The sequence below is a fragment of the Neptunomonas antarctica genome, assembly GCF_001305295.1.
GTDB lineage: Bacteria > Pseudomonadota > Gammaproteobacteria > Pseudomonadales > Balneatricaceae > Neptunomonas > Neptunomonas antarctica.
On sequence record NZ_LJSI01000029.1, the window covers coordinates 14,121 to 35,102 of the forward strand.

20 protein-coding genes are annotated in these 20,982 nt (G+C 45.1%); 4 read left to right on the forward strand and 16 right to left on the reverse strand.

Annotated elements, in window-relative coordinates; genetic code table 11:
• Position 1 precedes the first annotated feature (1 nt).
• The 3 genes from Nant_RS07405 to Nant_RS07415 all read right to left on the reverse strand — a co-directional run bounded on the left by Nant_RS07405 (position 2) and on the right by Nant_RS07415 (position 4,583).
• The gene (locus tag Nant_RS07405) at positions 2-811 is read right to left on the reverse strand and encodes a CvfB family protein (RefSeq protein ID WP_238377091.1); all 810 of its coding nucleotides are present in this window, start codon (positions 809-811) and stop codon (positions 2-4) included.
• A gap of 140 nt (positions 812-951) precedes the next feature.
• Positions 952-1,677 (reverse strand): response regulator transcription factor, encoded by a 726-nt coding sequence (locus Nant_RS07410; RefSeq protein WP_054341013.1) that lies wholly within the window; start codon positions 1,675-1,677, stop codon positions 952-954.
• Between the two features lie 17 nt (positions 1,678-1,694).
• Complete coding sequence (locus Nant_RS07415) at positions 1,695-4,583, reverse strand: cache domain-containing protein (RefSeq protein ID WP_054341014.1); 2,889 nt, start codon at positions 4,581-4,583, stop codon at positions 1,695-1,697.
• A 173-nt stretch (positions 4,584-4,756) separates the two neighbouring features.
• Between Nant_RS07415 and Nant_RS07420 the strand changes: the two genes are divergently transcribed.
• The gene (locus Nant_RS07420; RefSeq protein WP_054341015.1) at positions 4,757-5,296 is read left to right on the forward strand and encodes an adenine nucleotide alpha hydrolase family protein; all 540 of its coding nucleotides are present in this window, start codon (positions 4,757-4,759) and stop codon (positions 5,294-5,296) included.
• A gap of 99 nt (positions 5,297-5,395) precedes the next feature.
• Here the strand turns inward: Nant_RS07420 and Nant_RS07425 are convergent, their stop codons facing one another.
• From Nant_RS07425 to Nant_RS07435, 3 genes are all read right to left on the reverse strand, one after another.
• The gene (locus tag Nant_RS07425; RefSeq protein ID WP_054341016.1) at positions 5,396-5,581 is read right to left on the reverse strand and encodes a hypothetical protein; all 186 of its coding nucleotides are present in this window, start codon (positions 5,579-5,581) and stop codon (positions 5,396-5,398) included.
• A 148-nt stretch (positions 5,582-5,729) separates the two neighbouring features.
• Entirely contained in the window at positions 5,730-6,236 is a 507-nt protein-coding gene (locus Nant_RS07430; protein ID WP_054341017.1) for a DUF4124 domain-containing protein, read from the reverse strand.
• A gap of 149 nt (positions 6,237-6,385) precedes the next feature.
• Positions 6,386-6,781, reverse strand: coding sequence for an MmcQ/YjbR family DNA-binding protein (locus Nant_RS07435; protein ID WP_054341018.1), 396 nt, complete (start codon positions 6,779-6,781; stop codon positions 6,386-6,388).
• A 128-nt stretch (positions 6,782-6,909) separates the two neighbouring features.
• On the opposite strand from Nant_RS07435, the gene Nant_RS07440 reads away from it, so the two are divergent.
• Complete coding sequence (locus Nant_RS07440; protein ID WP_054341019.1) at positions 6,910-7,485, forward strand: PhnA domain-containing protein; 576 nt, start codon at positions 6,910-6,912, stop codon at positions 7,483-7,485.
• Here Nant_RS07440 and Nant_RS07445 read toward each other — a convergent pair.
• A complete protein-coding gene (locus Nant_RS07445; RefSeq protein WP_054341020.1) occupies positions 7,482-7,670 on the reverse strand; it encodes a hypothetical protein in 189 nt (62 codons plus the stop codon). The genes Nant_RS07440 and Nant_RS07445 overlap by 4 nt on opposite strands.
• Before the next feature lie 229 nt (positions 7,671-7,899).
• On the opposite strand from Nant_RS07445, the gene Nant_RS07450 reads away from it, so the two are divergent.
• Complete coding sequence (locus Nant_RS07450) at positions 7,900-9,534, forward strand: methyl-accepting chemotaxis protein (protein ID WP_054341021.1); 1,635 nt, start codon at positions 7,900-7,902, stop codon at positions 9,532-9,534.
• Positions 9,535-9,714: 180 nt separating this feature from the next.
• Here the strand turns inward: Nant_RS07450 and Nant_RS07455 are convergent, their stop codons facing one another.
• The 6 genes from Nant_RS07455 to Nant_RS07480 all read right to left on the reverse strand — a co-directional run bounded on the left by Nant_RS07455 (position 9,715) and on the right by Nant_RS07480 (position 17,443).
• The gene (locus tag Nant_RS07455; RefSeq protein WP_054341022.1) at positions 9,715-11,604 is read right to left on the reverse strand and encodes an AMP-binding protein; all 1,890 of its coding nucleotides are present in this window, start codon (positions 11,602-11,604) and stop codon (positions 9,715-9,717) included.
• A 159-nt stretch (positions 11,605-11,763) separates the two neighbouring features.
• The gene (gene mmsB / locus Nant_RS07460) at positions 11,764-12,654 is read right to left on the reverse strand and encodes a 3-hydroxyisobutyrate dehydrogenase (RefSeq protein WP_054341023.1); all 891 of its coding nucleotides are present in this window, start codon (positions 12,652-12,654) and stop codon (positions 11,764-11,766) included.
• Positions 12,655-12,774: 120 nt separating this feature from the next.
• Positions 12,775-13,875, reverse strand: a complete 1,101-nt coding sequence (locus Nant_RS07465; RefSeq protein ID WP_054341024.1) for an enoyl-CoA hydratase/isomerase family protein — start codon at positions 13,873-13,875, stop codon at positions 12,775-12,777.
• A 29-nt stretch (positions 13,876-13,904) separates the two neighbouring features.
• Complete coding sequence (locus tag Nant_RS07470; protein WP_054341025.1) at positions 13,905-14,681, reverse strand: enoyl-CoA hydratase; 777 nt, start codon at positions 14,679-14,681, stop codon at positions 13,905-13,907.
• 24 nt (positions 14,682-14,705) lie between these two features.
• Complete coding sequence (locus tag Nant_RS07475; RefSeq protein WP_054341026.1) at positions 14,706-15,863, reverse strand: acyl-CoA dehydrogenase family protein; 1,158 nt, start codon at positions 15,861-15,863, stop codon at positions 14,706-14,708.
• 86 nt (positions 15,864-15,949) lie between these two features.
• Positions 15,950-17,443: a CoA-acylating methylmalonate-semialdehyde dehydrogenase gene (locus Nant_RS07480; protein WP_054341027.1), complete on the reverse strand. Its 1,494-nt coding sequence runs from the start codon at positions 17,441-17,443 to the stop codon at positions 15,950-15,952.
• A gap of 182 nt (positions 17,444-17,625) precedes the next feature.
• Here Nant_RS07480 and Nant_RS07485 point away from each other — a divergent pair, with 182 nt between their 5' ends.
• Positions 17,626-18,528: an AraC family transcriptional regulator gene (locus Nant_RS07485; protein ID WP_054341028.1), complete on the forward strand. Its 903-nt coding sequence runs from the start codon at positions 17,626-17,628 to the stop codon at positions 18,526-18,528.
• Between the two features lie 2 nt (positions 18,529-18,530).
• On the opposite strand, the gene Nant_RS07490 is transcribed toward Nant_RS07485, so the two are convergent.
• The 3 genes from Nant_RS07490 to Nant_RS07500 all read right to left on the reverse strand — a co-directional run bounded on the left by Nant_RS07490 (position 18,531) and on the right by Nant_RS07500 (position 20,982).
• Positions 18,531-19,436 (reverse strand): alpha/beta hydrolase, encoded by a 906-nt coding sequence (locus Nant_RS07490; RefSeq protein ID WP_054341029.1) that lies wholly within the window; start codon positions 19,434-19,436, stop codon positions 18,531-18,533.
• Complete coding sequence (locus Nant_RS07495) at positions 19,436-19,921, reverse strand: FKBP-type peptidyl-prolyl cis-trans isomerase (RefSeq protein ID WP_054341030.1); 486 nt, start codon at positions 19,919-19,921, stop codon at positions 19,436-19,438. Before Nant_RS07495 ends, Nant_RS07490 begins: the two co-directional genes overlap by 1 nt.
• A gap of 128 nt (positions 19,922-20,049) precedes the next feature.
• Entirely contained in the window at positions 20,050-20,982 is a 933-nt protein-coding gene (locus tag Nant_RS07500) for an AEC family transporter (protein ID WP_202904966.1), read from the reverse strand.

Consider the following 20,982-nt stretch of genomic DNA (forward strand, 5'->3'; position numbering starts at 1 on the left):
CTCAGACTTTTCTGATACCATCAGCGCTAATAGAGATCAGGCCTTGCTTCATCAAGGTTCCAATAGCCATTTTGTAGGATCTTTTACTGATACCAAATTCCTGATAGATATCTTCCGGGCGGCTCTTGTCGCCCAGCGGGCTAAAGCCATCATGAGTATCAAGATTTTCCAGAATCCGCTGCGAAAGTTCATCTACTTTTGCGTAACCTGGCTTATCCAGCATCACATCGACCTTGCCTTCAGCCAGCACACGCTTGATATAGCCAGTCAGCGTTTGACCCAACCTGACGGTACGGAACAGATCCTGTGTATGTAAAACAGCGCCATAACTATTATCAACCACCACACTAAAACCTAATTCATTGTGACGATACGCAAACAAACTAACTTGATCGCCCACGGTAAGCCCCTGGGGTTCTTTATCCAGAAACTTCTCTAACTTAGCAGAGGCCGCCAGACGATCACTATTATCCAGATACACCCGTACCATGACGCGCTGATCTACCTCAAGCGCGCGTTGTTGTTCGCCATAAGGGAGCAATAGATCTTTTGGCATGCCCCAGTCAAGAAACGCACCCACTTTATTTACTTCAACCACTTTCAGCGATGCAAACTCACCGACTTGTACGAGTGGTTTATTAATACTGGCGACCACAAAATCATCGGTATCCAGGTAGATAAATACCTCCAGTTGATCGCCTATCTGGCAACCTACCGGCACTTCTTTTTTCGGCAGTAAAATACCACCAAACTCGCCACCTTCAAGATAAACACCGAAATCTGCCTGGCGCATAACAGTGAGTGTATTCATTCGGCCTACTTCAACCACGGTGTATATCCTGTTTTATTCATTTAGGGAAATTAAAGAAAAGATACTACCAGAAACTGCCACAATCACCCAATCGGTTTAAAGTGTTGAGACACTTTCCATGTAAGATTCTCCAGTGAACATCATATCCATACAACATCGGCCGTCAGAATATAGCCGACCCCATAAACCGTTTTAATCAGCGTTGGCTGCTTAGGGCTATTCTCAAGTTTCTTACGTACACGTGACATCCGCACATCAATACTTCGGTCAAAAGGAGAAACCCGTTCGCCGAGCAATTGATCACGCGACAGTATTTTTTTGGGAGAATGCAGTAAGAGCATCAATAATTCATGTTCGGCAGAGCTAAGCTCGTTAGTCTCGGCCGCGTCCGCCGGTGTTTCACCCAAGGGTGATAGCGTCAAGGTTGAAGGATCGTAGCGCCAGCCGGCAAACTGGGCAACCGCAGAGGCAGCGACTTCAATATCGTGGTTATTTTTTCTCAAGCGTCGAAATAAACTATTCACGCGCGCAATAAGCTCTCTGGGAATAAAAGGCTTAACGATATAATCATCTGCCCCCAACTCTAAACCCAAAATCCGGTCGGTGACACTATCACGGCCCGAAAGAATCATAACCCCCATAGCAGTCTGATCACAGAGCGATTTAACTAACTCGATGCCATCCATATCCGGCAAGCCTAAATCAACAATGCAAAGATCCGGTGATTGCTCGCGTAATGCTTCTTTCAGTTGCGCACCGGTGAGAAATGTTTTCACTTCAAAACCGTATGCACCCAACTCTCGACTAAGGATGTCGCAAATATCACGTTCATCATCAATAATGTAAATCAGTTTACGATGAGTCATCAATACTAAACCCTAACTTACGCCTCATATACTATCTGAAAGGCATCGATTAACTTTTTGATATCAAATGGTTTTTGAATAATAGCATAATGATTTTTACCTTCTCTTCCACTATTTTCATCGAAGGCATAACCGGTCATTAGCAACACTCGGTTCTGCGGGTGTGCCAGCTTAAAATTATCCGCCAAATCAAAACCATTAGCTGCACCATTAAGCCTGATATCAGACACCAGCGCATAGATATTATCTAAAACGTTGATCAACTCACGCGCTTCCTCTGCTGTTGATGACTCAATTACACTAAAGCCCATTTTTATCAGCAATTCACGTACCACCTGGCGCACATCATCATCATCTTCCACCAGTAAAATTAATTTACCTTTCCATTCAGGGCTTTCATACGCCCTGATCTCTGTTGTTTCAGATAAAGTTTCAGCCAATACCGAAGGCAGCAATAAGGTTATTTCTGCACCCCTGACAGGCTCATTGCTGATTTTGATATAGCCATTGGACTGCTTCACAAATCCATATACCATACTCAAACCCAGCCCTGTTCCGACACCCCCTGTACTTGTCGTGAAAAACGGTTCAAATGCCATGAGCATCGCTTCGTCGGTAAAACCTTGTCCACTATCAGATACCGTGATTTGGATATAGTCTCCGGCCTTTACAGGCTCGTCCAATATCATGCTTTCTTTTCCTGCAGACTCTTTTCCTATCCGCCCTTCTTCAATACTCAGCTCGGTAACAGTAAACTCAATTAAACCACCCCGCGGCATCGCTTCTTTGGCGTTGAGCACTAAGTTAACCAAGGCATCTTCAAGACGCCCGGGGTCAACAAAAGGCAAGCCTTTAGTGGCTGCCGAATCAAACACCAGCTCAATGTTGCTGGGTAAAGAGCCGCGCAATAATTCGATGGTTTCCTCTAGCAGCAAATGGATATCGCACGGCAAAGGTGCCAATGGCTGACGCCGTGAGAAAGCCAATAGTCGACTAGTGATATTAGCCCCTCTTTTTGCCGCACGTATTGAGGGTTTGATATATCGTTGGAGCTCAGTATCATGCTGATAATGCTCAGAAGCAGAGACTAAATTTCCTAAAATGATAGACAGCAGGTTGTTAAAGTCATGCGCTAATCCGCCTGCCAAATGCCCGACGGCACTCATTCTTTGTGCTTCTAATAACTTTTTCTCGACCTCTTTTTCAGAGGTAATATCCAGCGCTACCAACAATACGCCCACGACCTGCCCTGCTTCGTTACGACAAGGCGTTAAAAATCGTTTGGTTATACTTTCACGCCCCTCAGACCAGTAACTGTATTCCCGATTAGACTCTATGCCTGCAAGTGCCGGCATCAACTGATCAAGCAGCGCCTGATAGTGCTTTTGACTAAGTACTTCTAAGGCTTTGCCGGTAATCTCGCTTTTGCTTTTATTAAGCAAATCAGCATAGCGCTGATTGACAAACTGAAAGGTTAACTCGCTATCAAAATAGGCCACCTGAGCGGGTAGCAAATCGAGAATAATACGCTGCCGTTCTTCTATCTGGGTTAATGCTTGCTGGGCATCTTCACGTGAACGTACCGTTTCCATCAATTGCTGGTTACTTTTTTCCAGCGCAACGGTACGGTTTTTTACTTTCAAATCGAGATTCTGAATATTATCACGTACCCGCTCAACCATCTCATCGAAGGTTTTGGCAAGAATACCTAATTCATCATCACGTCTGAATCCAACCGTGGCTGTGAGTTCTCCTTTTGAAACACGCAACGCAGCATCGGCTAATTGCTTAATCGGATTAGTCACCCAATAGATAAAAACAAACGCCATGGCAACGGCCACCAGCAATGACAACAACGCAATAGTAAGAATACGATCACTCAGCTGCTCTGAACTGCTTTTAAGCTCATCAACATACACGGATGAACAGATATACCAGTCAAAACCTTTCACATGGCGCACCAATGAGAGCTTTTCGTAGATATAATTACCCGGATCCTCTGGCTTATCCCACTTGTAAAAAAGCTCTTTACCTGTGTCTGCTACGTTAATCAAATCGTCAGCGATCGATTTATGCGTGACAGGATTTAACAAATTCTGAATATTAGTACCATCAATATTTGGGTTAGGATGGATCAACATGTTAGTGGTTGCATCAAAAATAAACAGATAGCCCGTCTTAGCAACACGCAGCTGCTTAAAGCTATCTCTTAGTTCTTCTAAAGCTTTATTACGTTTGATTTCCAACTCTGCCGCAACATCCTCAAGGTACACGCCAGACCCCATAACAAAGCCCCATTGTGGGTAATTTTTCACGTAGGATAATTTATCAAGCTGTGTATTCTCAGATAAGCGATTCCACTTGTACTGATAGAAACCCTCACCCTGGTGCGTTGCGACTTTAATTATTTCAGGCAAGACCACCACGCCATCACTATTTTTTAGCGTCGATACATCTTTGCCGTGAAAACGGTCGTCGGGATGTGATAAAAAACGATCATCATAACTAGCCACCCAGATATAATCACCCGCTCGGCTTTTAAAATGCCGCAGCATGTCAAACACACTAGCACGCGCCTCCTCGCGACTCATTCGACCCTCAACAGGCCCCTCATCGATCTGCTGAAAAACCTGTGCAATATAAGACTCCGCCATCGACACGACGATTTTCAAACGCTCTTTATTCGCGTCAAGTGTCTGAGATTGGTAATTCTCTGTATCGGCATACATACGATCCGCTATGGTAAATACATTATCCAACGCGATGCGACTGGAGTTACGCTCAATCTCATATACTTTCTCTTTGATGAAAGGCACCGAATAAACATACACAGCACCAAATATCACCACCATGAATATAACTACGATAGGAAAAAAGCGCTGAACTAAACGGGAAGGAAACAACATAATGCCATCATCATAAAAAAAACATATATGGATTCTAGCGTAAAAAAGCGGCCATCTGCTCATCTGTTACAATTCGTATGATTTCAGACAAACTCTAGACACTCTTTTTCGCTTTACTGTGGGCAGGTAATTTTTGATCGTCAATAAGATCAAATATCACGAGAGAGCTCCTCATGAAAATTGTTATCGCGGTAAAGCGTTCCGAATCAACTCATAGTGATGATGTACCGCTGTTAGCGGCATTAGCGGAAGCCTTCGGTGCAAAAACCGATGTGACTAACACGATTGTCGTTGTCTCTATTGGCTCATCGACACACACAAGCCAGCTGGCATTCGCCGTTCAACATGGCGCAAACAAAGGAATCCAGGTGGTTACTCAAGATAGTTTGAGTGCTTACACTGTGGCCGAATACCTTACTGATATCGTACGTAATGAGAAACCTGAACTGGTTATAATCAGTAATAATCTAACCAGTGAGCAATGCCAAACCGGTAAGATTCTGTCATCGATGTTAAATGAATCTTTTCCCATTAAAAATTGCAGAGTGGATAGAAATCAATATCGCTTACTTGTCATTCGCGAGATGTTAAGCGGGGCTCATACCGTCCTACTTCCTATTACACCAGAAGCCAGCATCGAAAAAAGACCCTGGTATGCATTAGGCCATTATCAAGAAATCACTCCTTTGCGCACTGCCAGCTACCCCGTTTAAGTCAATTTTCAAGCATAAAAAATCCCTCTGAAAGAGGGATTTTTATTCTACACATTTAAACGAATTGTTTAAGTAGACTGTTTTATTAACCTATTGATCCTAATGAAGATCCTGGTATTTTTTCTTTATCTCGATAAGCTGAGGCTGAATTTCTAACGGAGCATAATTCATAGCCTGCTCGAACAGATCTTTATTGTATTCAGATAAGCGATCTTCTTCAGACATCGCTTTTAACTTTCGCATGGCATCCACAAATTTCGGATGTAATTCATCATTATCGAACATAGCACGCCCCTCCTGTCCTACGTTAAAAAACCGCAAATATTGCCATAAAGACTACGGTTTGCCTAAGAAAAATAATATAAACCCTAATAATTACTTATGAGTTACAGGTTATTAGTCGTTAATTACACTGCGTTTGCCGGATTAGACATTAATCAGAGGTGCGATAATCTTTTTTGGCTTGCGCATTGCGTTCTTTAATATCGATTATACGTTCTGCTGGGGTAGATGATGATTTATCCTTCTGATCAAGTTTTACAAGACCCGAGGAGGAGTTTTCTGCATCCTCTTTTACTTTTAAGCGCTTAGTTTTCTTGTTACTCTTTTTGTCTTTTTTATCTGTCGAAAGTTCCCCTTGACTGCCTGTCTCAGCTTCCACAGACCCGGAACTATTGGAGTTAGCCCCATCAACAGACAAACCGTCTTTCAGTGTTTCATCAACCCTGAGCCCTTCCTGCGGACGTGTAGGTTTGGGTAACTTACGCCAGGGAGTCGCAACATTTACATACTCTTTTTTTTCGGCTTTTACACCTGGAGGAGCCTTATCACTATAATGTTTTTTTCCCGTCTCATCTGTCCAGCGATAGATCTCTGCATTGGCTATAACAGGGAACATACATAGTATAAGCACAATTATTTTTAACTGAATATCCGACACTGCCTTCTCCATAAATACATCTGGTATCCGTCAGATGCGTCAGTTAGCCATAACTTAGATTTAAGCATAATTTTTAAATTATGCTAATAATTCTCTCTTAATCTGGCTATACCTCCATTCACTTTAAAAAAGCACGCTGACAACGCCTCCTAGCGATATCGTAATCCTTTATAAATAACAGATTTACCATAACTTAATTCAAGTGCCATTTTTTCTAGTTTAGTCAGACCTTTTACGACCAACGCATAAGAGTAATCAATCTGTCGCATAATTTCACCTTCAGGAATGGATCCATCCATAAACAGTGTATTCCAGTGACGCTTATTCATATGATAGCCAGGAATCACTGATTCAAAAATATCCCGAAGTTCAATGGCATCTTGAGGATCAGATTTAAGATTAATGATCAGTTGATTCTTATACTCAGAGACCAGCGCAAACATTTTTCGTTTTACTTTAAAAACGACCACATCAGGACCAAAGGGATAATCCTCCTGAGATTCAGGTTTATTATGCAGATATTGCAGTAACAATTGTTTGTTCATTCGATATCCCTTCTCCTGCTTTAACAGCAACGTTATACATTATTATTCAATGCCAAAACACTAACCCATCTGTGTTTTAATAGGCTATTAAGGCATAATACCCGCACGTAATTAAGGCTTAATTGAATATGACTATTGAAAAAACACTGATGCAACGCGCTAACTCAACATGCGAATTATGCTCCGCTACCGAAAACCTGTCTGTTTTTGAAGTAGCTCCTTCAGATAGCTCAGCCGAGCAATCTATACTGATCTGCGATACATGTAATAGCCAGATTACTCAACCAGATACGATTGATGTTAACCACTGGCGTTGTCTGAATGACAGCATGTGGAGTCAAACACCTGCTGTACAGGTGATGGCATGGCGTCAACTCACGCAGCTCTCATCGATGGGTGAAATCTGGGCGCAGGATCTATTAGACATGCTGTACCTCGATGAAGAAACTCAAGCGTGGGCACAGGCGGAGACCGGATCTGATGATGACTACCCACCTGCCAAGGACAGTAACGGCACCGTACTTAATGCAGGCGATAACGTTACGCTGATCAAAGATCTGGACGTTAAAGGTGCAGGCTTTACCGCTAAACGCGGCACTGCCGTACGTGGTATTTCGCTGACATCAAACCCAGAACAAATCGAAGGCCGTGTTAACGGCACTCGTATTGTTTTACTGACCAAGTTCCTGAAAAAGCAGGGTTAATGTGTAAATACACACGCTGACATACATGATTCAGCGCCTAATCCCATCGATAGGCGCTGCTTAGCAATCTGTTTATCTAAAACTTTATGCGCAAGCACCCGCTTTTTTTCAAGGTAGTGATTAAGCTGTCCATACCTTTGGCTAACCTCTTTCTTCGATTCCTGCTTACGGCTAACTCCATCCATTGGCATTCATTCATAAAATCATTCTGTCATTGCTCATTTTTTTTAAAATATTCATTGTTAATAAAAATATTGTCCTATAATCAATTTGTCGATAGGAATAAGTTCTATCAGCTATTAACCATATAAAAAACAAGTATATAGAGATGCCTCAGATAACACCTCATTCCCAAGAGAACCAACAAAACAAGGCCATAGCCTATGTATGTCATAACAATAGCGGAGCGGTACCATGCTTTTAAATAATTTCAGTATTCGTAATAAATTATTAATGTCGGCTGCTGTACCAATGCTCAGCATTATTCTGATCATTCTAGTCTCTTTATCTGCATTGAAAGAAGCAGACTTAGGTGTTGGCCGAATCTACGATGACCGTTTAGTTCCTCTCGAAGACCTCAAAACGATTGCTGATAACTACGCTGTATATGTTATCGATGCAGTTAACAAAGCCAATGCAGGAGTCATGACAGCCCCGGATGCTTTAAGAGGAATACAGAGCGCTCGCGCTGAGATCAGAAGCAAGTGGAAAAAATACCTGTCAACCACCCTTACGGTAGACGAAACACGCTTAGCGGAAGAGGCATCCCGCCTATTTTTTGACGCAAATAGCACTCTGGATAACCTGGAAAAGACACTTAGTAGCGCTGGCAGCGGCAGCATTAGCGGGCAATTCAACGATTATGATGGCCCTCTTTACCAGATTATTGACCCGATCAGCGAAAAAATCACCGAATTGGTTTCTCTTCAACTAACGGTTGCCGGGTTGGAACGTAAGAATATTGATGACGCCTACTACAACCAGATTTTCATTATGCTCACTATGGGCGGTTCTGTTCTGGCAACTCTAATCACTATAAGTTATTTAGTTTACCAATCTATTACCAAACCGCTGAATTCACTCAACCAAGCGATGGATATGGTAGCGACTCATTCAGACTTAACGATTTCTGTACCAAGCATCGGCAAGGACGAATTGGCTAACATGGCGAATAGCTTCAATACAATGCTACACCACCAACGCACACTGATCGGCGATATCAGCAATGCCATTTACCAGTTAGCTTCTGCTGCTGATGAAATGACATCGGTCAGCACGCTTGCCAATCAAAATATCGATCGCCAGCGTTTAGAAATTGAGCAAGTAGCTAGCGCTATGAACGAGATGGTTTCAACCTCTCAGGATGTTGCCAGTAACGCAGAGCAGGCGGACCAGAGTGCTCAGACTATGCGTGAACAAGCAGAAGCAGGCAGCAATATTGTCGGGATAGCGGTCTCCGCTACTAATTCATTAGTAGGTAACGTTGCCGATATTTCAGAGCGTATCAGGCTACTTGGGGCAGACAGTGACAGTATCGGATCCATTGTCGATGTCATTAATGATATAGCCGATCAAACGAATCTGCTGGCCCTTAATGCTGCTATTGAAGCGGCTCGTGCAGGTGATCAGGGCCGCGGCTTTGCCGTCGTCGCAGATGAAGTACGAACACTGGCGCAGCGCACGCAAACATCGACGACCGAAATCAGGGAAACCATCGAACGATTACAAAACGGTACACGGTCAGCAGTAACCGCAATGAAAAAAAGCCAAACTGAAGCAGAACAAGCAGGCAGCAAATCCTCCGAAGTCAGCAATGCATTTCAGAATATCGCTAATTCTGTAGCTTCAATTACTGAAATGAACACCCATATTGCCTCAGCCAGTGAAGAACAAAGCTGTGTATGTGAGGAGATAAATCGCTCACTGGTTTCTATTAATGATTCCGCCCAAGAATCATCACAAGGCGCTTTACAAATATCCACGGCCAGCGAGGAACTAGCCTCATTGGCGGCGAAACTAAGCATACAAGTGGGAAAATTCAAAACCTGAGTTTGCTGATAGCATGGTCTGGCTAATATCGCCGGCTGGTGTTGTAATCAGCCCGTCCAAAAAAGCTTAATAAAAAGCGCCACAAGAACGCTGTATGAAATCAGCTTCCTTGTGGCGCTTTGTTATTTAAACCTGCTCAGCCTCCTACTTTTTAGAATGTACCTTCTTAAATTATACTTTTTAAACAAGGCCTCTGAGTTTCAGAACCGCTTCTATCTCCGGCAAAATGGTCTCATCATCAATGGTGGATGGCATTTTGTAAGTTTCCTTCGCGGCTATTTTACGCAAAATAGCACGCAGAATTTTACCTGACCGGGTTTTTGGCAAACGCTCTACAATAACAGCTCGACGGAAGCAGGCCAACGCACCTACTTGATCACGCACACGTTCTACCAGTTCTTTTTCCAATTGCGCTTCGTCAATTTCTTCCCCTGCCTTCAGCACGATAAGCCCGACAGGCACCTGACCTTTGAGCGCATCATGCGCACCAATAACAGCACACTCGGCAACGGCTGGATGCGCAGAAACAACCTCTTCCATTTCACCTGTCGATAATCGATGCCCGGAGACGTTGATAACATCATCGGTGCGCCCGGTAATGTAGATATAACCATCACCATCTTTAAAGCCACCATCACCTGTATGGTAATAACCCGGGAATGCTTCAAGATAAGAATCGATATAACGTTGCGGCTGATTCCAGATACTCCAGGCTACGCCGGGAGGCATGGGTAACTTCACGCAGATATTACCGGTTTCATTGGCGTCCATCTCTACGCCATCGCCATCCAGCACCCGAATATCATAGCCGGGGATCGGCTTGTTTGTGGAACCTAACCTAGCTGGCGAAGGGTTATCCCAGCCCATCATAGGCGAGGTCATTGGCCAACCCGTTTCTGTTTGCCACCAGTGGTCTAATACCGGCACGCTGAGCAGTTCGCTGAGCCATTCATAGGTCGATGAATCCAGTTTCTCACCTGCCACAAAGACCCATCTAAGGCTGCTAAGATCATATTTCTTTGACAGTTCTCCTGTTGGGTCTTCTTTACGAACCGCACGGTAGGCTGTTGGTGCGCAGAACATTGAGTTAACTTTGTATTCCTCAATGATTCGCCAGAAAGCACCGGCATCCGGTGTGCGAATAGGCTTTCCTTCGTAAAAGATAACCGAACCGCCGCCCATCAAGGGACCGTACACAATAAAGGAGTGACCGACTACCCAGCCAATATCAGAGGCGCCCCACCAAACATCACCGGCTTTCATACCATAGACATTATTAAACGCATATTTCAATGCAACCGCATGTCCGCCATTATCGCGAACAATACCTTTAGGCTGACCGGTCGTTCCCGAGGTATACAACACATACAGAGGGTCGGAACCTTTCACCGGCGTGCATTCGGCCGCAACGGCGCCTTGCTGAAACTCATACCAGTCAAGATCACGCACCGGATCCATTTCGGCAGTTAATATAGATCGCTGGCATACAATCGTATGTGACGGCTTATGCGCTGCCAGACTGACTGCTTTATCAACTAAGGGTTTGTACGCTATTTTTTTATCGAATTCGATACCGCAGGAAGCGGTAAGAATCAGCTTAGGCGTAGCATCATCAATCCGTATTGCTAATTCATTCGCGGCAAAGCCACCAAATACGACAGAATGCACGGCGCCTAAACGCGCGCAGGCCAACATCGCTATCGCCGCTTCCGGGATCATCGGCATATAAATAACGACACGATCACCTTTTTCAACACCCAGATTTTTCATCGCACCGGCAAATAGACTTACCCGCTGTAGTAAGTCGTTATAGGTGATGGCTTCTTTTGTCTGCGTTGAGGGTGAATCATAATACAGAGCAACCTGATCTCCCCTGCCTTCTTCGATTTGCTTATCGACAGCCAGATAACAGCTGTTTAGTTCACCATCCGGATACCAGCAATAGGTACCGTGTTGTGTTTTTTCTAGGATAGTTTGCGGCGCTTTAAACCAGCTAATCGCTTTTGCCTGCTCTGCCCAGTATGACTCAGGATTTTCAAGCGCGTGACGATATTCTTCTGTGTAACCCATAGGGGGACCTCAAGCTTTTTGTTTTTATTAAAGGCTATGAAGTAGGTGCCCTGTTTATAAACGGGAATTTATAAACGGGAGCTTATAAACGGGCACCCTTATTCGGCATTAATTTTTCGTATCAGCTTTTTAGCATCAATTTTTTAGGACAAAGAAGCCCTACTGATCTTGATAAAGCTTAATCACGCTGGAGAAATCCAGGCCGCCGTTACCATTAACCTTATGTAGATTAAATAACGCCCGAGCCTGAGATCCCATTGGTGTAGGAGAGGCACTTAATTGACTCATTTCCATCGCCAGTCCCAGATCTTTAAACATCAGATCAACCTGAAAACCACCTTGATAATCATTAGAAGAAGGTACGCCTTCCATCACACCCGGGAACGGGTTATACACCTGTAACGCCCAATTGCTACCTGAACTCTGTTTCATGATTTCTGACAGAACAGCAGGGTCCAGACCATTTTTAACGCCCATATTCAGAGCTTCGCTGGTACCTGTCATCAGAATTGCCAACAGCATGTTATTACAAGCTTTAGCGACCTGGCCGGCACCGTGTGATCCGGCATGGAAAATATTCTTGCCCATGCAATCCAGAATCGGTTTAGCTTTTGCAAATTGCTCTGCTGAACCACCGGCCATGAAAGCCAGCGTGCCTGCTTTAGCGCCGCCCACACCACCTGACACAGGTGCATCGATAAAGCTGATACCACGTGCTTCAGCAGCCATCGCTACGCTTTGCGCAGTAGCCGCATCAATCGTGGAGGAATCGATAATCAAGACATCTTTTCGCACATGATCTAATAACGGGTCATCACCACTAACAAACAAGCTTTGTACATGCTTACCTGCTGGCAGCATTGATACAACAAAATCTGCATCCGTAACGGCATCTTTAGCTGAGTGCGCAGAAATACCACCTTCGGAAACCACGTTTGCAACGGCCGCGGCCGACAAATCAAATGCTTTGACTGAATGGCCTGCCTTAACCAGGTTAATCGCCATTGGACCGCCCATATTTCCTAAACCGATAAAGCCTATAGTCGCCATGTTAGAATCCTTATTTTTATCGTTATTCTTAATCGTAAACAGCTGCTTATTACAGAGCTGCCTGCTAGAAAATTGTTTGTTAAAAAGCGACTTATTAAAAAGCCGTTTGTTAAAAATCCGTTACATTGAAGCCAATGGATTAATGGCCCATGGAGAAACAAAAAGCTCATCAAGGAAAGCCGGATCGACATCGTTGACGGATGCAAACGTCCAGTTTGGCTTGCCATCTTTATCAACGAGCAAAGCACGCACACCTTCTGGAAATTCCCGATGGCGACAACATTGCACAGACAGCACCAGCTCTGACTCAAACACCTCTTTCAACGACATGTGCACTGTGTTTTTAAGCTGCTTGTAGATCATATGTACGGCTAACGGGCTACCATGACTGATCGCCTTTTGCGCACGCTCTACCCATTTATCATCCGTTTCTACCGCGAGTAATGTCTCAATAATCTCTTCAACTGTGTCCTGATCAGTAATATCCTGAATCAGGTCAAAGTGTGTTCTGACCGGCGATTGAATACTCTGACGGGTATCCCATGCATCATCTTCAAGATCACGCAGGACACGATTAACCACCGCATTTAAATCGCCGGCCCACTCTTCTTGTGATAGACGATCTAATACATCACAGCGTTGAGATGTTTGAAGAAAGCGGTCTCCCAGATTGAGAAACAGCGCATCAGACGCATTCATGCGACTACCGGTCAATCCGAGAAATAAACCGGTGCGGCCTGGCGTACGGTGTAAAAACCAGGTACCACCCACATCAGGATACAAACCGATGGTGACTTCAGGCATCGCCATATGTGTTGTTTCAGTCACAATGCGATGGCTACAACCACTCATCAACCCCATTCCACCGCCCATAACAATACCGCTACCCCAGCAGATAATTGGCTTAGGGTAGGTATGGATAGTGTAATCCAACAGATACTCACGCGTAAAAAACTGTTCAGGAAAATCAGGGTTATCGCCACCCGTCATCGATTGATACAGGCTAACGACATCCCCTCCCGCACAGAATGCTTTTTCGCCTGCGCCATCCAGAAAAATGGCCACGACAGAATCATCAGCCTTACACTCATCCAATTTTGGCTGGATCAGATCGATCATATCCAGTGTTAAAGCATTCAGAGATTTCTCTGCATTAAGGCAGATTTCAACAATCTTTTTACCGTCCTTTGTCAGGTGTTCAGTAAAGAGTACACAGCTCATCCGTTTTTCTCCTTTTGGGACACGTTAACTTAACGGTTTTTCCATTCAGCCTGGCGTTTGCCCAAAAAGGCATTCACACCTTCTTTCTGATCTTCAGAATGGAACAGGTCAACAAACAGCTCGCGCTCCAGGATATAACCCTGATCCCAGTGGTGCGTCCGGTTAGACTGAATCAGCTTCTTACATGCGGCAACCGCCATCGGGCTCTGCTCTGCTACCTGTTCTGCTAACGCCATCGCACGCTGAGTGGATTCACCCGTTGCCACCATCTCTTCTATCAGACCGATCTCCAATGCTTTAGCGGCGTTAACGCGCTCGCCACAGAGGATCATCTTCTTCGTCCAGCCTTCGCCAACCAGCATGGTCAGATTCTGCGTACCACCCGCACAAGGTAACAAACCTACTTTGGCTTCTGGCAAGGCCATTTTCACCTGTTCTTCCGCGATACGGATATCACATGCTAACGCTACTTCTAAACCACCGCCCATTGCCCAGCCATTCATTGCCGCAATAGAGACGCCACGAAATTGAGACAAGGTTTCAAAAGCTTCACCAAAATAGCGAGCCATATCTCTGGCAACTGAACGGTCACCTTCAGCAAACAGATTTAAGTCAGCACCCGCAGAGAAAAATTTCTCGCTACTGCTTCTCAGCACTAAGCTGTAAATTTGCATATCGGCATTTAAATCTTTGACTATGCACGCCAGTTCTTTAAGCGTCGCCTCTGTCCAGGTATTCGCTGGCGGATTATTCATGGTGATAACCGCTACATGGCCTTTCTTTTCAAGAATCAGTTTATCGCTCATTATTCTCTGTGCTCCCTTCGCAGATTACAGGATGTCTGCCGCGTCTTTTAATAACAGTCGACGGGCAATAATTACATTCATGATTTCATTGGTGCCTTCAAGAATACGATGCACCCGGCTATCCCTGACATAACGTTCCAGCGGATATTCTTTGATATAACCATAACCACCAAAAATCTGTAGCGCTTCATCACACACATTAAAACCGACATCGGTGGCAAATCGCTTCGCCATAGCGCAGTAGGTTGAACGGTCCGCATGTTTATGATCAAGCTTACTCGCCGCCAACCGTACCATCTGACGAGCAGCCACCAGCTCAGTATTCATCGTAGCAATTTTGAACTGCAAGGCCTGGAAGTTCTCTAGCGTACGGCCAAACTGTTTACGTTCGCCCATATACTGAATAGCGTGATTGAGTGCGGCCTGAGCCGTACCGATTGAGCAGGTAGCAATATTGATGCGCCCGCCATCTAATCCCATCATCGCAATTTTAAAGCCATCGCCTTCATTCCCCATCAGGCAAGACGCAGGAATTTTGGCATCTTCAAACGTAATGAGTCGTGTCGGCTGGCTATTCCAACCCATTTTTTCTTCTTTACGGCCATAGCTAATACCGGCGGCTTTGGCATCAATAGCAAATGCCGAAATACCTTTAGGGCCATCTTCACCGGTACGCGCCATCACCACTAATACATCAGTTGCGCCCGCGCCCGAGATAAATATTTTGCTGCCGTTAAGCACATAACTATCACCCTCTTTACGGGCGGTAGTTTTTAAGGAAGCGGCATCAGAACCGGCATTAGGTTCGGTTAAGCAATAAGACGCCAGTTTCTGGCCCGCAGTCAAATCCGGGCACCAGTGCTGACGTGTTTCTTCATTACTAAAGTCAGCAATCATCCACGTGGCCATATTGTGAATAGTGATGAAGGCCGTGGTGGAAGTACAACCCATGGCGAGTTGTTCAAAAATAATACTGGAATCCAGGCGCCCCAGCCCCAAACCACCGACATCTTCTGGCGAGTACAAGCCACAAAAACCTAACTCACCCGCTTTTTGCAACACATCAACCGGAAAAATTTGCTCCTGATCCCATTTGGCAGCGTGAGGCTCCATCTCTTTTTGAGCAAACGCCCGTGCCATATCGGAAAATGCAATTTGATCTTCATTCAGTTCAAAATCCATTGGCTTCTCTCTTTTTTATACGAAATAAGGCCTTGAGGGAAGAATATAACCAATCCCTTCAAGACCTTAGTGTCATTCAGCTCACATTATTTGAGATTAATACTGGTATTTACACCAGTGTCGATATCATCTTCAAACCAACGTGCTGTTACTGTTTTAGTTTCTGTATAGAAACGCACCGCTTGTTTACCGTAGGCGTGCTGATCACCATAGAACGACTTTCTCCAACCGGTGAAAGAGAACATAGGTAGTGGCACAGGTACAGGCACGTTAATACCGACCTGACCTACTTTAATTTCATGCTGATACTTACGGGCAACTGCACCCGAAGAGGTGAACAATGACGTACCGTTACCGTACGGATTGTTATTAATCAATTCGATAGCTTCATCCAGAGTATCAACTTCCAGTGCAATCAGAACAGGTCCGAAGATCTCTTCCTGATAGATAGACATATCCGTGGTTACATTGCGGAACATGGTAGGACCAACCCAGTTACCATCGGGATAACCTTCTACTACACATCCGGAACCATCCAGAATACAGTCTGCGCCGGCATCTTTACCTTCCTGAATAAAGCGTAATACACGTTCTTTTGACTGCGGATTAATTAACGGGCCATAACCAGCGCCTTCATCATCCCACACACCCGGGCGTACTTTTGCCAGAGCATCGCGCACTTCAGGAATCCACTCACGGGATTTGCCCACAAAAACGGCCACTGAAATAGCCATACAACGCTGGCCACCGGCGCCGACTGAAGCCCCTGCAATGCTGTTAACCACCTGATTTTTAGCCGCATCCGGCATAATAACCATATGATTTTTCGCGCCGGCAAATGCCTGTACACGTTTCATTTTATCAGTACCGGTACGGTAGATGTGCTCACCTACTGCAACCGAACCAACAAACGAGATAGCCGGTGTATCTTTATGTGTCAACAACTGGTCAACAACATCTTTGGTACCGTGAACAACCTGCAGTAGTCCTGGTGCCGCACCGGCTTCCTGAAACAGCTTAGCGAGGAACATAGGTGTTAGCGGATCTTGTTCAGAAGGCTTCAATACAAACGTGTTACCGCATGCTATGGCCATTGGAAACATCCACAGTGGGATCATCGCAGGGAAGTTAAAAGGCGTAATACCAACGCACACACCCAGAGGCTGGGTAATGCTGTAGCAATCAATTTTACGCGCTACGTTTTCAAGCGTTTCACCCATGCTTAATGAGCCGATGTTACAAGCATGTTCAACTACTTCGATGCCGCGCCATACGTCGCCTTTTGCATCTTCAAAGGTTTTGCCGGTCTCAACCGCCAGCACTTTAGCAATCTCATCGTGGTTCTCTTTCAGCAGTGCCTGATAACGCAGCATTAAACGCGCACGTTCACTGACAGGTGTTTCTTTCCAAATTTCAAAGGCGGCTTTAGCCGCTTCCACTGCCTGCTCAACTTCTTCCGTTGTCGCGCAAGGTACTTGTGCAATAATTTCCTGTGTTGCCGGGTTGGTGACAGGAATCCAGTTTTCAGATTTACTACTAACCAGTTCGCCGTTAATCAGGAGCTGTACTTGTTGAGTCATTATTAATACCTGTCTCTTATTATATAGGTAGTGTTATTGGCAGTGAGCGGTTGCCTGCCAAGCCTTTACGTTGGTGATAATTTAAGCACACCTTATAAACATCATGGCTTGATAATCTTGTGAGATTAATGGACTATATTGCGAATTAATAGTGGTTTTCCCTAGTCTAAAGGTCTAACGATATGAGCCAACCCTCCGAGTGGCCACTGCCACCTGAAAGCTCGCGGTTCGTTGTGCCCCGCAAAATAGTGGCCAAACTAAGTCATCATCATTTATCCAAAGGCCTATACCCCATCGGGCTTGGCTACTACAAACAAGCCGCTAACCATACTATGTTGCGGCGCACACATGATGATTATCTGATGATCTATTGTCTCGATGGACAGGGCGAATTGACACTGGATCATGAATCTTATGAGGTCAAAGCGGGCGACATGATTTTGCTACCCCGCGGCATCCCTCATGCTTATAAAGCATCAGAGAAAACACCCTGGACTATCTATTGGATACACTTTTCAGGCGACCAAAGTGAGGAATTTATTGACTATCTTGCTGTTCGGGATAATAAATTTATTTTTCCGCTGGGCATTCATTCGCGACTGACCAGTGATTTTGAATCGTTACTGGAGTGCCGCCAATCCAGTTATAATATAAGTGCTTTCATCCATGCAGCTAATCTGTTGCGCCAGATATTAACGCATATTGCACAGTTACAGCCGCTTGCTAAACAGCAGCAAGTGGCGCATAACTTTAACCTGGAATTAATCCATAGCCTGATGCAGGCACGTACGCATGAACAACTCGATCTGAACACCCTCGCAGAAGCAGCCAACCTCTCCAAATTTCACTTTATTAAAAAATATAAAGAGTTGACCGGCACTACGCCGATTAATCATTTCATTCATTTAAAAATTGAACGAGCCTGTCATCTACTGGATATTACGACTAAGTCGATTAATGAAATCAGCTTTGCAGTGGGTTATGAGGATGCCTACTATTTTTCCCGTATTTTTAAGAAGATTATGGGAATTTCGCCCAGCCAATACCGACGCATGCGTATGGGGACTTTTCCTTATCAGGCGTGATATTAAAAACGCAGCAAACGCTTAATCTGTTGATAGCTTTCTTGCGGCGCTTCCTGCATGAAACAATGCCCACCTTCGACTTCTGTCAGCGTAATATGTGGATTGGCTTTTTCCGCTTTTTTCACACCGGGCGGTATAAACGGGTAGGTTTTCGTACTGTGTAAAATGTGCGTATATTCAGGCAACTGTGCAAGCGCAGACCAAAGTTTTTTTGGATAGCCTGAGAAAATACGCGCTTCCAGCCACGGCGGGCAGCGTAATTGCCACTCACCTTGTGCGTTGGGCTGAATAGCGTGGTCGATATAGCTATCTAGCGATTCATCTGTCCAGCGTTTAAAGACGCCGCGCCCATTCAAATTCTTATGAGCGTCTTCTCTGCTTGACCATACTTGGCGACGATTTTTTGCTTGCTTCACATGCGGCAAACGTCTGGCCACACCGATTAAATGCAAGAAGCGCATCAATGCGATCATTGACTTAGGATAGATGACGGGATCTAACAGAATATATTGATCAAACAAGCGGCGCTGCTTGTGCAACATCAGCGTTGTCGCAATCGCGCCAAAGCTATGCGCCAACGCAATAACAGGCTGTTTCGGATCCCAGTCACTGCTCAGATCCTCATAGCAAATTAACGCACGAGCCGTTAGCGCCGCCCAATCAGAGTAACGCTCCCGTGGAGCGACATCACTGCCACCGTGCCCTTCAAAAGAGCCCAGAAACAGATCATATTCGCCATGAAAACTTGCCAAAAAAGGCCAATAGGTCAAGCTGGACAATCCAGTTCCGTGAAGGAAGTGGATGACCGGACGGCCATTTTTTCCGCAATCAGGTGTCATCCAACCGCGCAGTATTACTGTGCCGTCATCGTGCTCCCATCGCGTTAACGATGCTTGTGCGTTATTCATCAACCGTGATGATGCCCACCAGCTCCATGAGCGTGGCCATGCTGAATTTCTTCAGCGGTTGCTTCACGAATATCTTTTATTTCAATGTTAAATGTTACAACTTTGCCAGCCAGTGGATGATTAGTATCTACCGTTGCCATAAATTTACCCATTTTAACGATAGTCACCTGGCGGTTGGCCTGCTCTGTCTGCACAGTAGCAGTCATCCCAGGCTTCCATTTTTTAGCGCCTTGCAAATGCTTAACCGGTACACGCTGAATCGAGTCTTCAGCACGTTCACCGTAAGCATCCGCCGGTTCCAATGTCCGGGACAAGGTATCACCGATACTTTTTCCTTCCATAGCGGTTTCAAGCCCGGCCATCATATTATCGTGGCCGTGTAAATAAGCGGCAGGTGAGCCTTCTTCTGTTGCTTCAACAACATCACCACTTTCATCTTTCAGCGTGTAGGAGAATTGCACTACCGAATTTTTACCAATTTGCATTGAAAGTCCTTAAATCTATAAAAAAGAGTGATATTAGCAGCAAACCCCAGGCGACTCACAGCATAAAATCGATAACAGAAGCCGTGAACGAATACCTCAGCCCACTTTTAAACGACCTGATTTTCGAATCACTGCAGCCAGCTCATCCATAATGTCACGCTGAGCAATGAAACAACGGTGGTTATCACAACTATCTGCGACGTCTCTTTTTCAAAAACATCATATTTCAAGGCGACAACATGGGCTAATGCGCCAGTGGGTAATGCGGTTAATAATACCGTCGTCGCCATCCATATAGGGTCGTTTACATTCAACAGCCAAAAAGTGACTAAGGTCAGCGCAGGATGGATAGCCAGCTTCACGACGATCATCCAACCCAGTTCACTAAAGGGGATAGATGTTTTTGCAAACTTTAAGCTCGCCCCTAAACAAAACAAAGCAACCGGTACCGCCGCGGGAGCCAGCATATCCAACAGTGTTTGAACGCTGCCGGGCATTATTAAGGAATGGTAGGAACAGAAAAGCCCCAGCAGAGTCGAGATGAATATCGGGTTACGCAGTAAAGAGCGATCTAAAATAGACAGCATGGGTTTAAACCCGACTTCTTTCTGGCGTATCGATTCGATCAGCAATTGTGCGCCGCCTATCAGAAAAATATTGCCTGCCAGAATAATGCTGACGGTAGCGGCGTAAGCTTTATCTCCGAATATCGCAAAGGTTAGCGGAATCCCCATATAGGCATAGTTTGCAAAAGTACCATTTAACGCCCGTAAGACTAATTGCTCTGCATTATTGGCTTTAAATAACACTCTGCTAGCCAGCACAACTACCATCCCGGTCAGCGCCACGCCCACAAAGAACGCCGCTAATGCCGGCCCATTAATCAGATTATCAATGCTGGCTTTGCTGGCCGCATTAAACAACAAGGCAGGCACGGCCAGGAAATAGACGAACTGATTCAAACCCGGCAGCATATTGATATCGAAGACCGTACGCTTAGCCACATAGCCCAGAGCAATCATCAGAAACAGCGGTAGAATCGCCTGGAAACTTATTAGCAC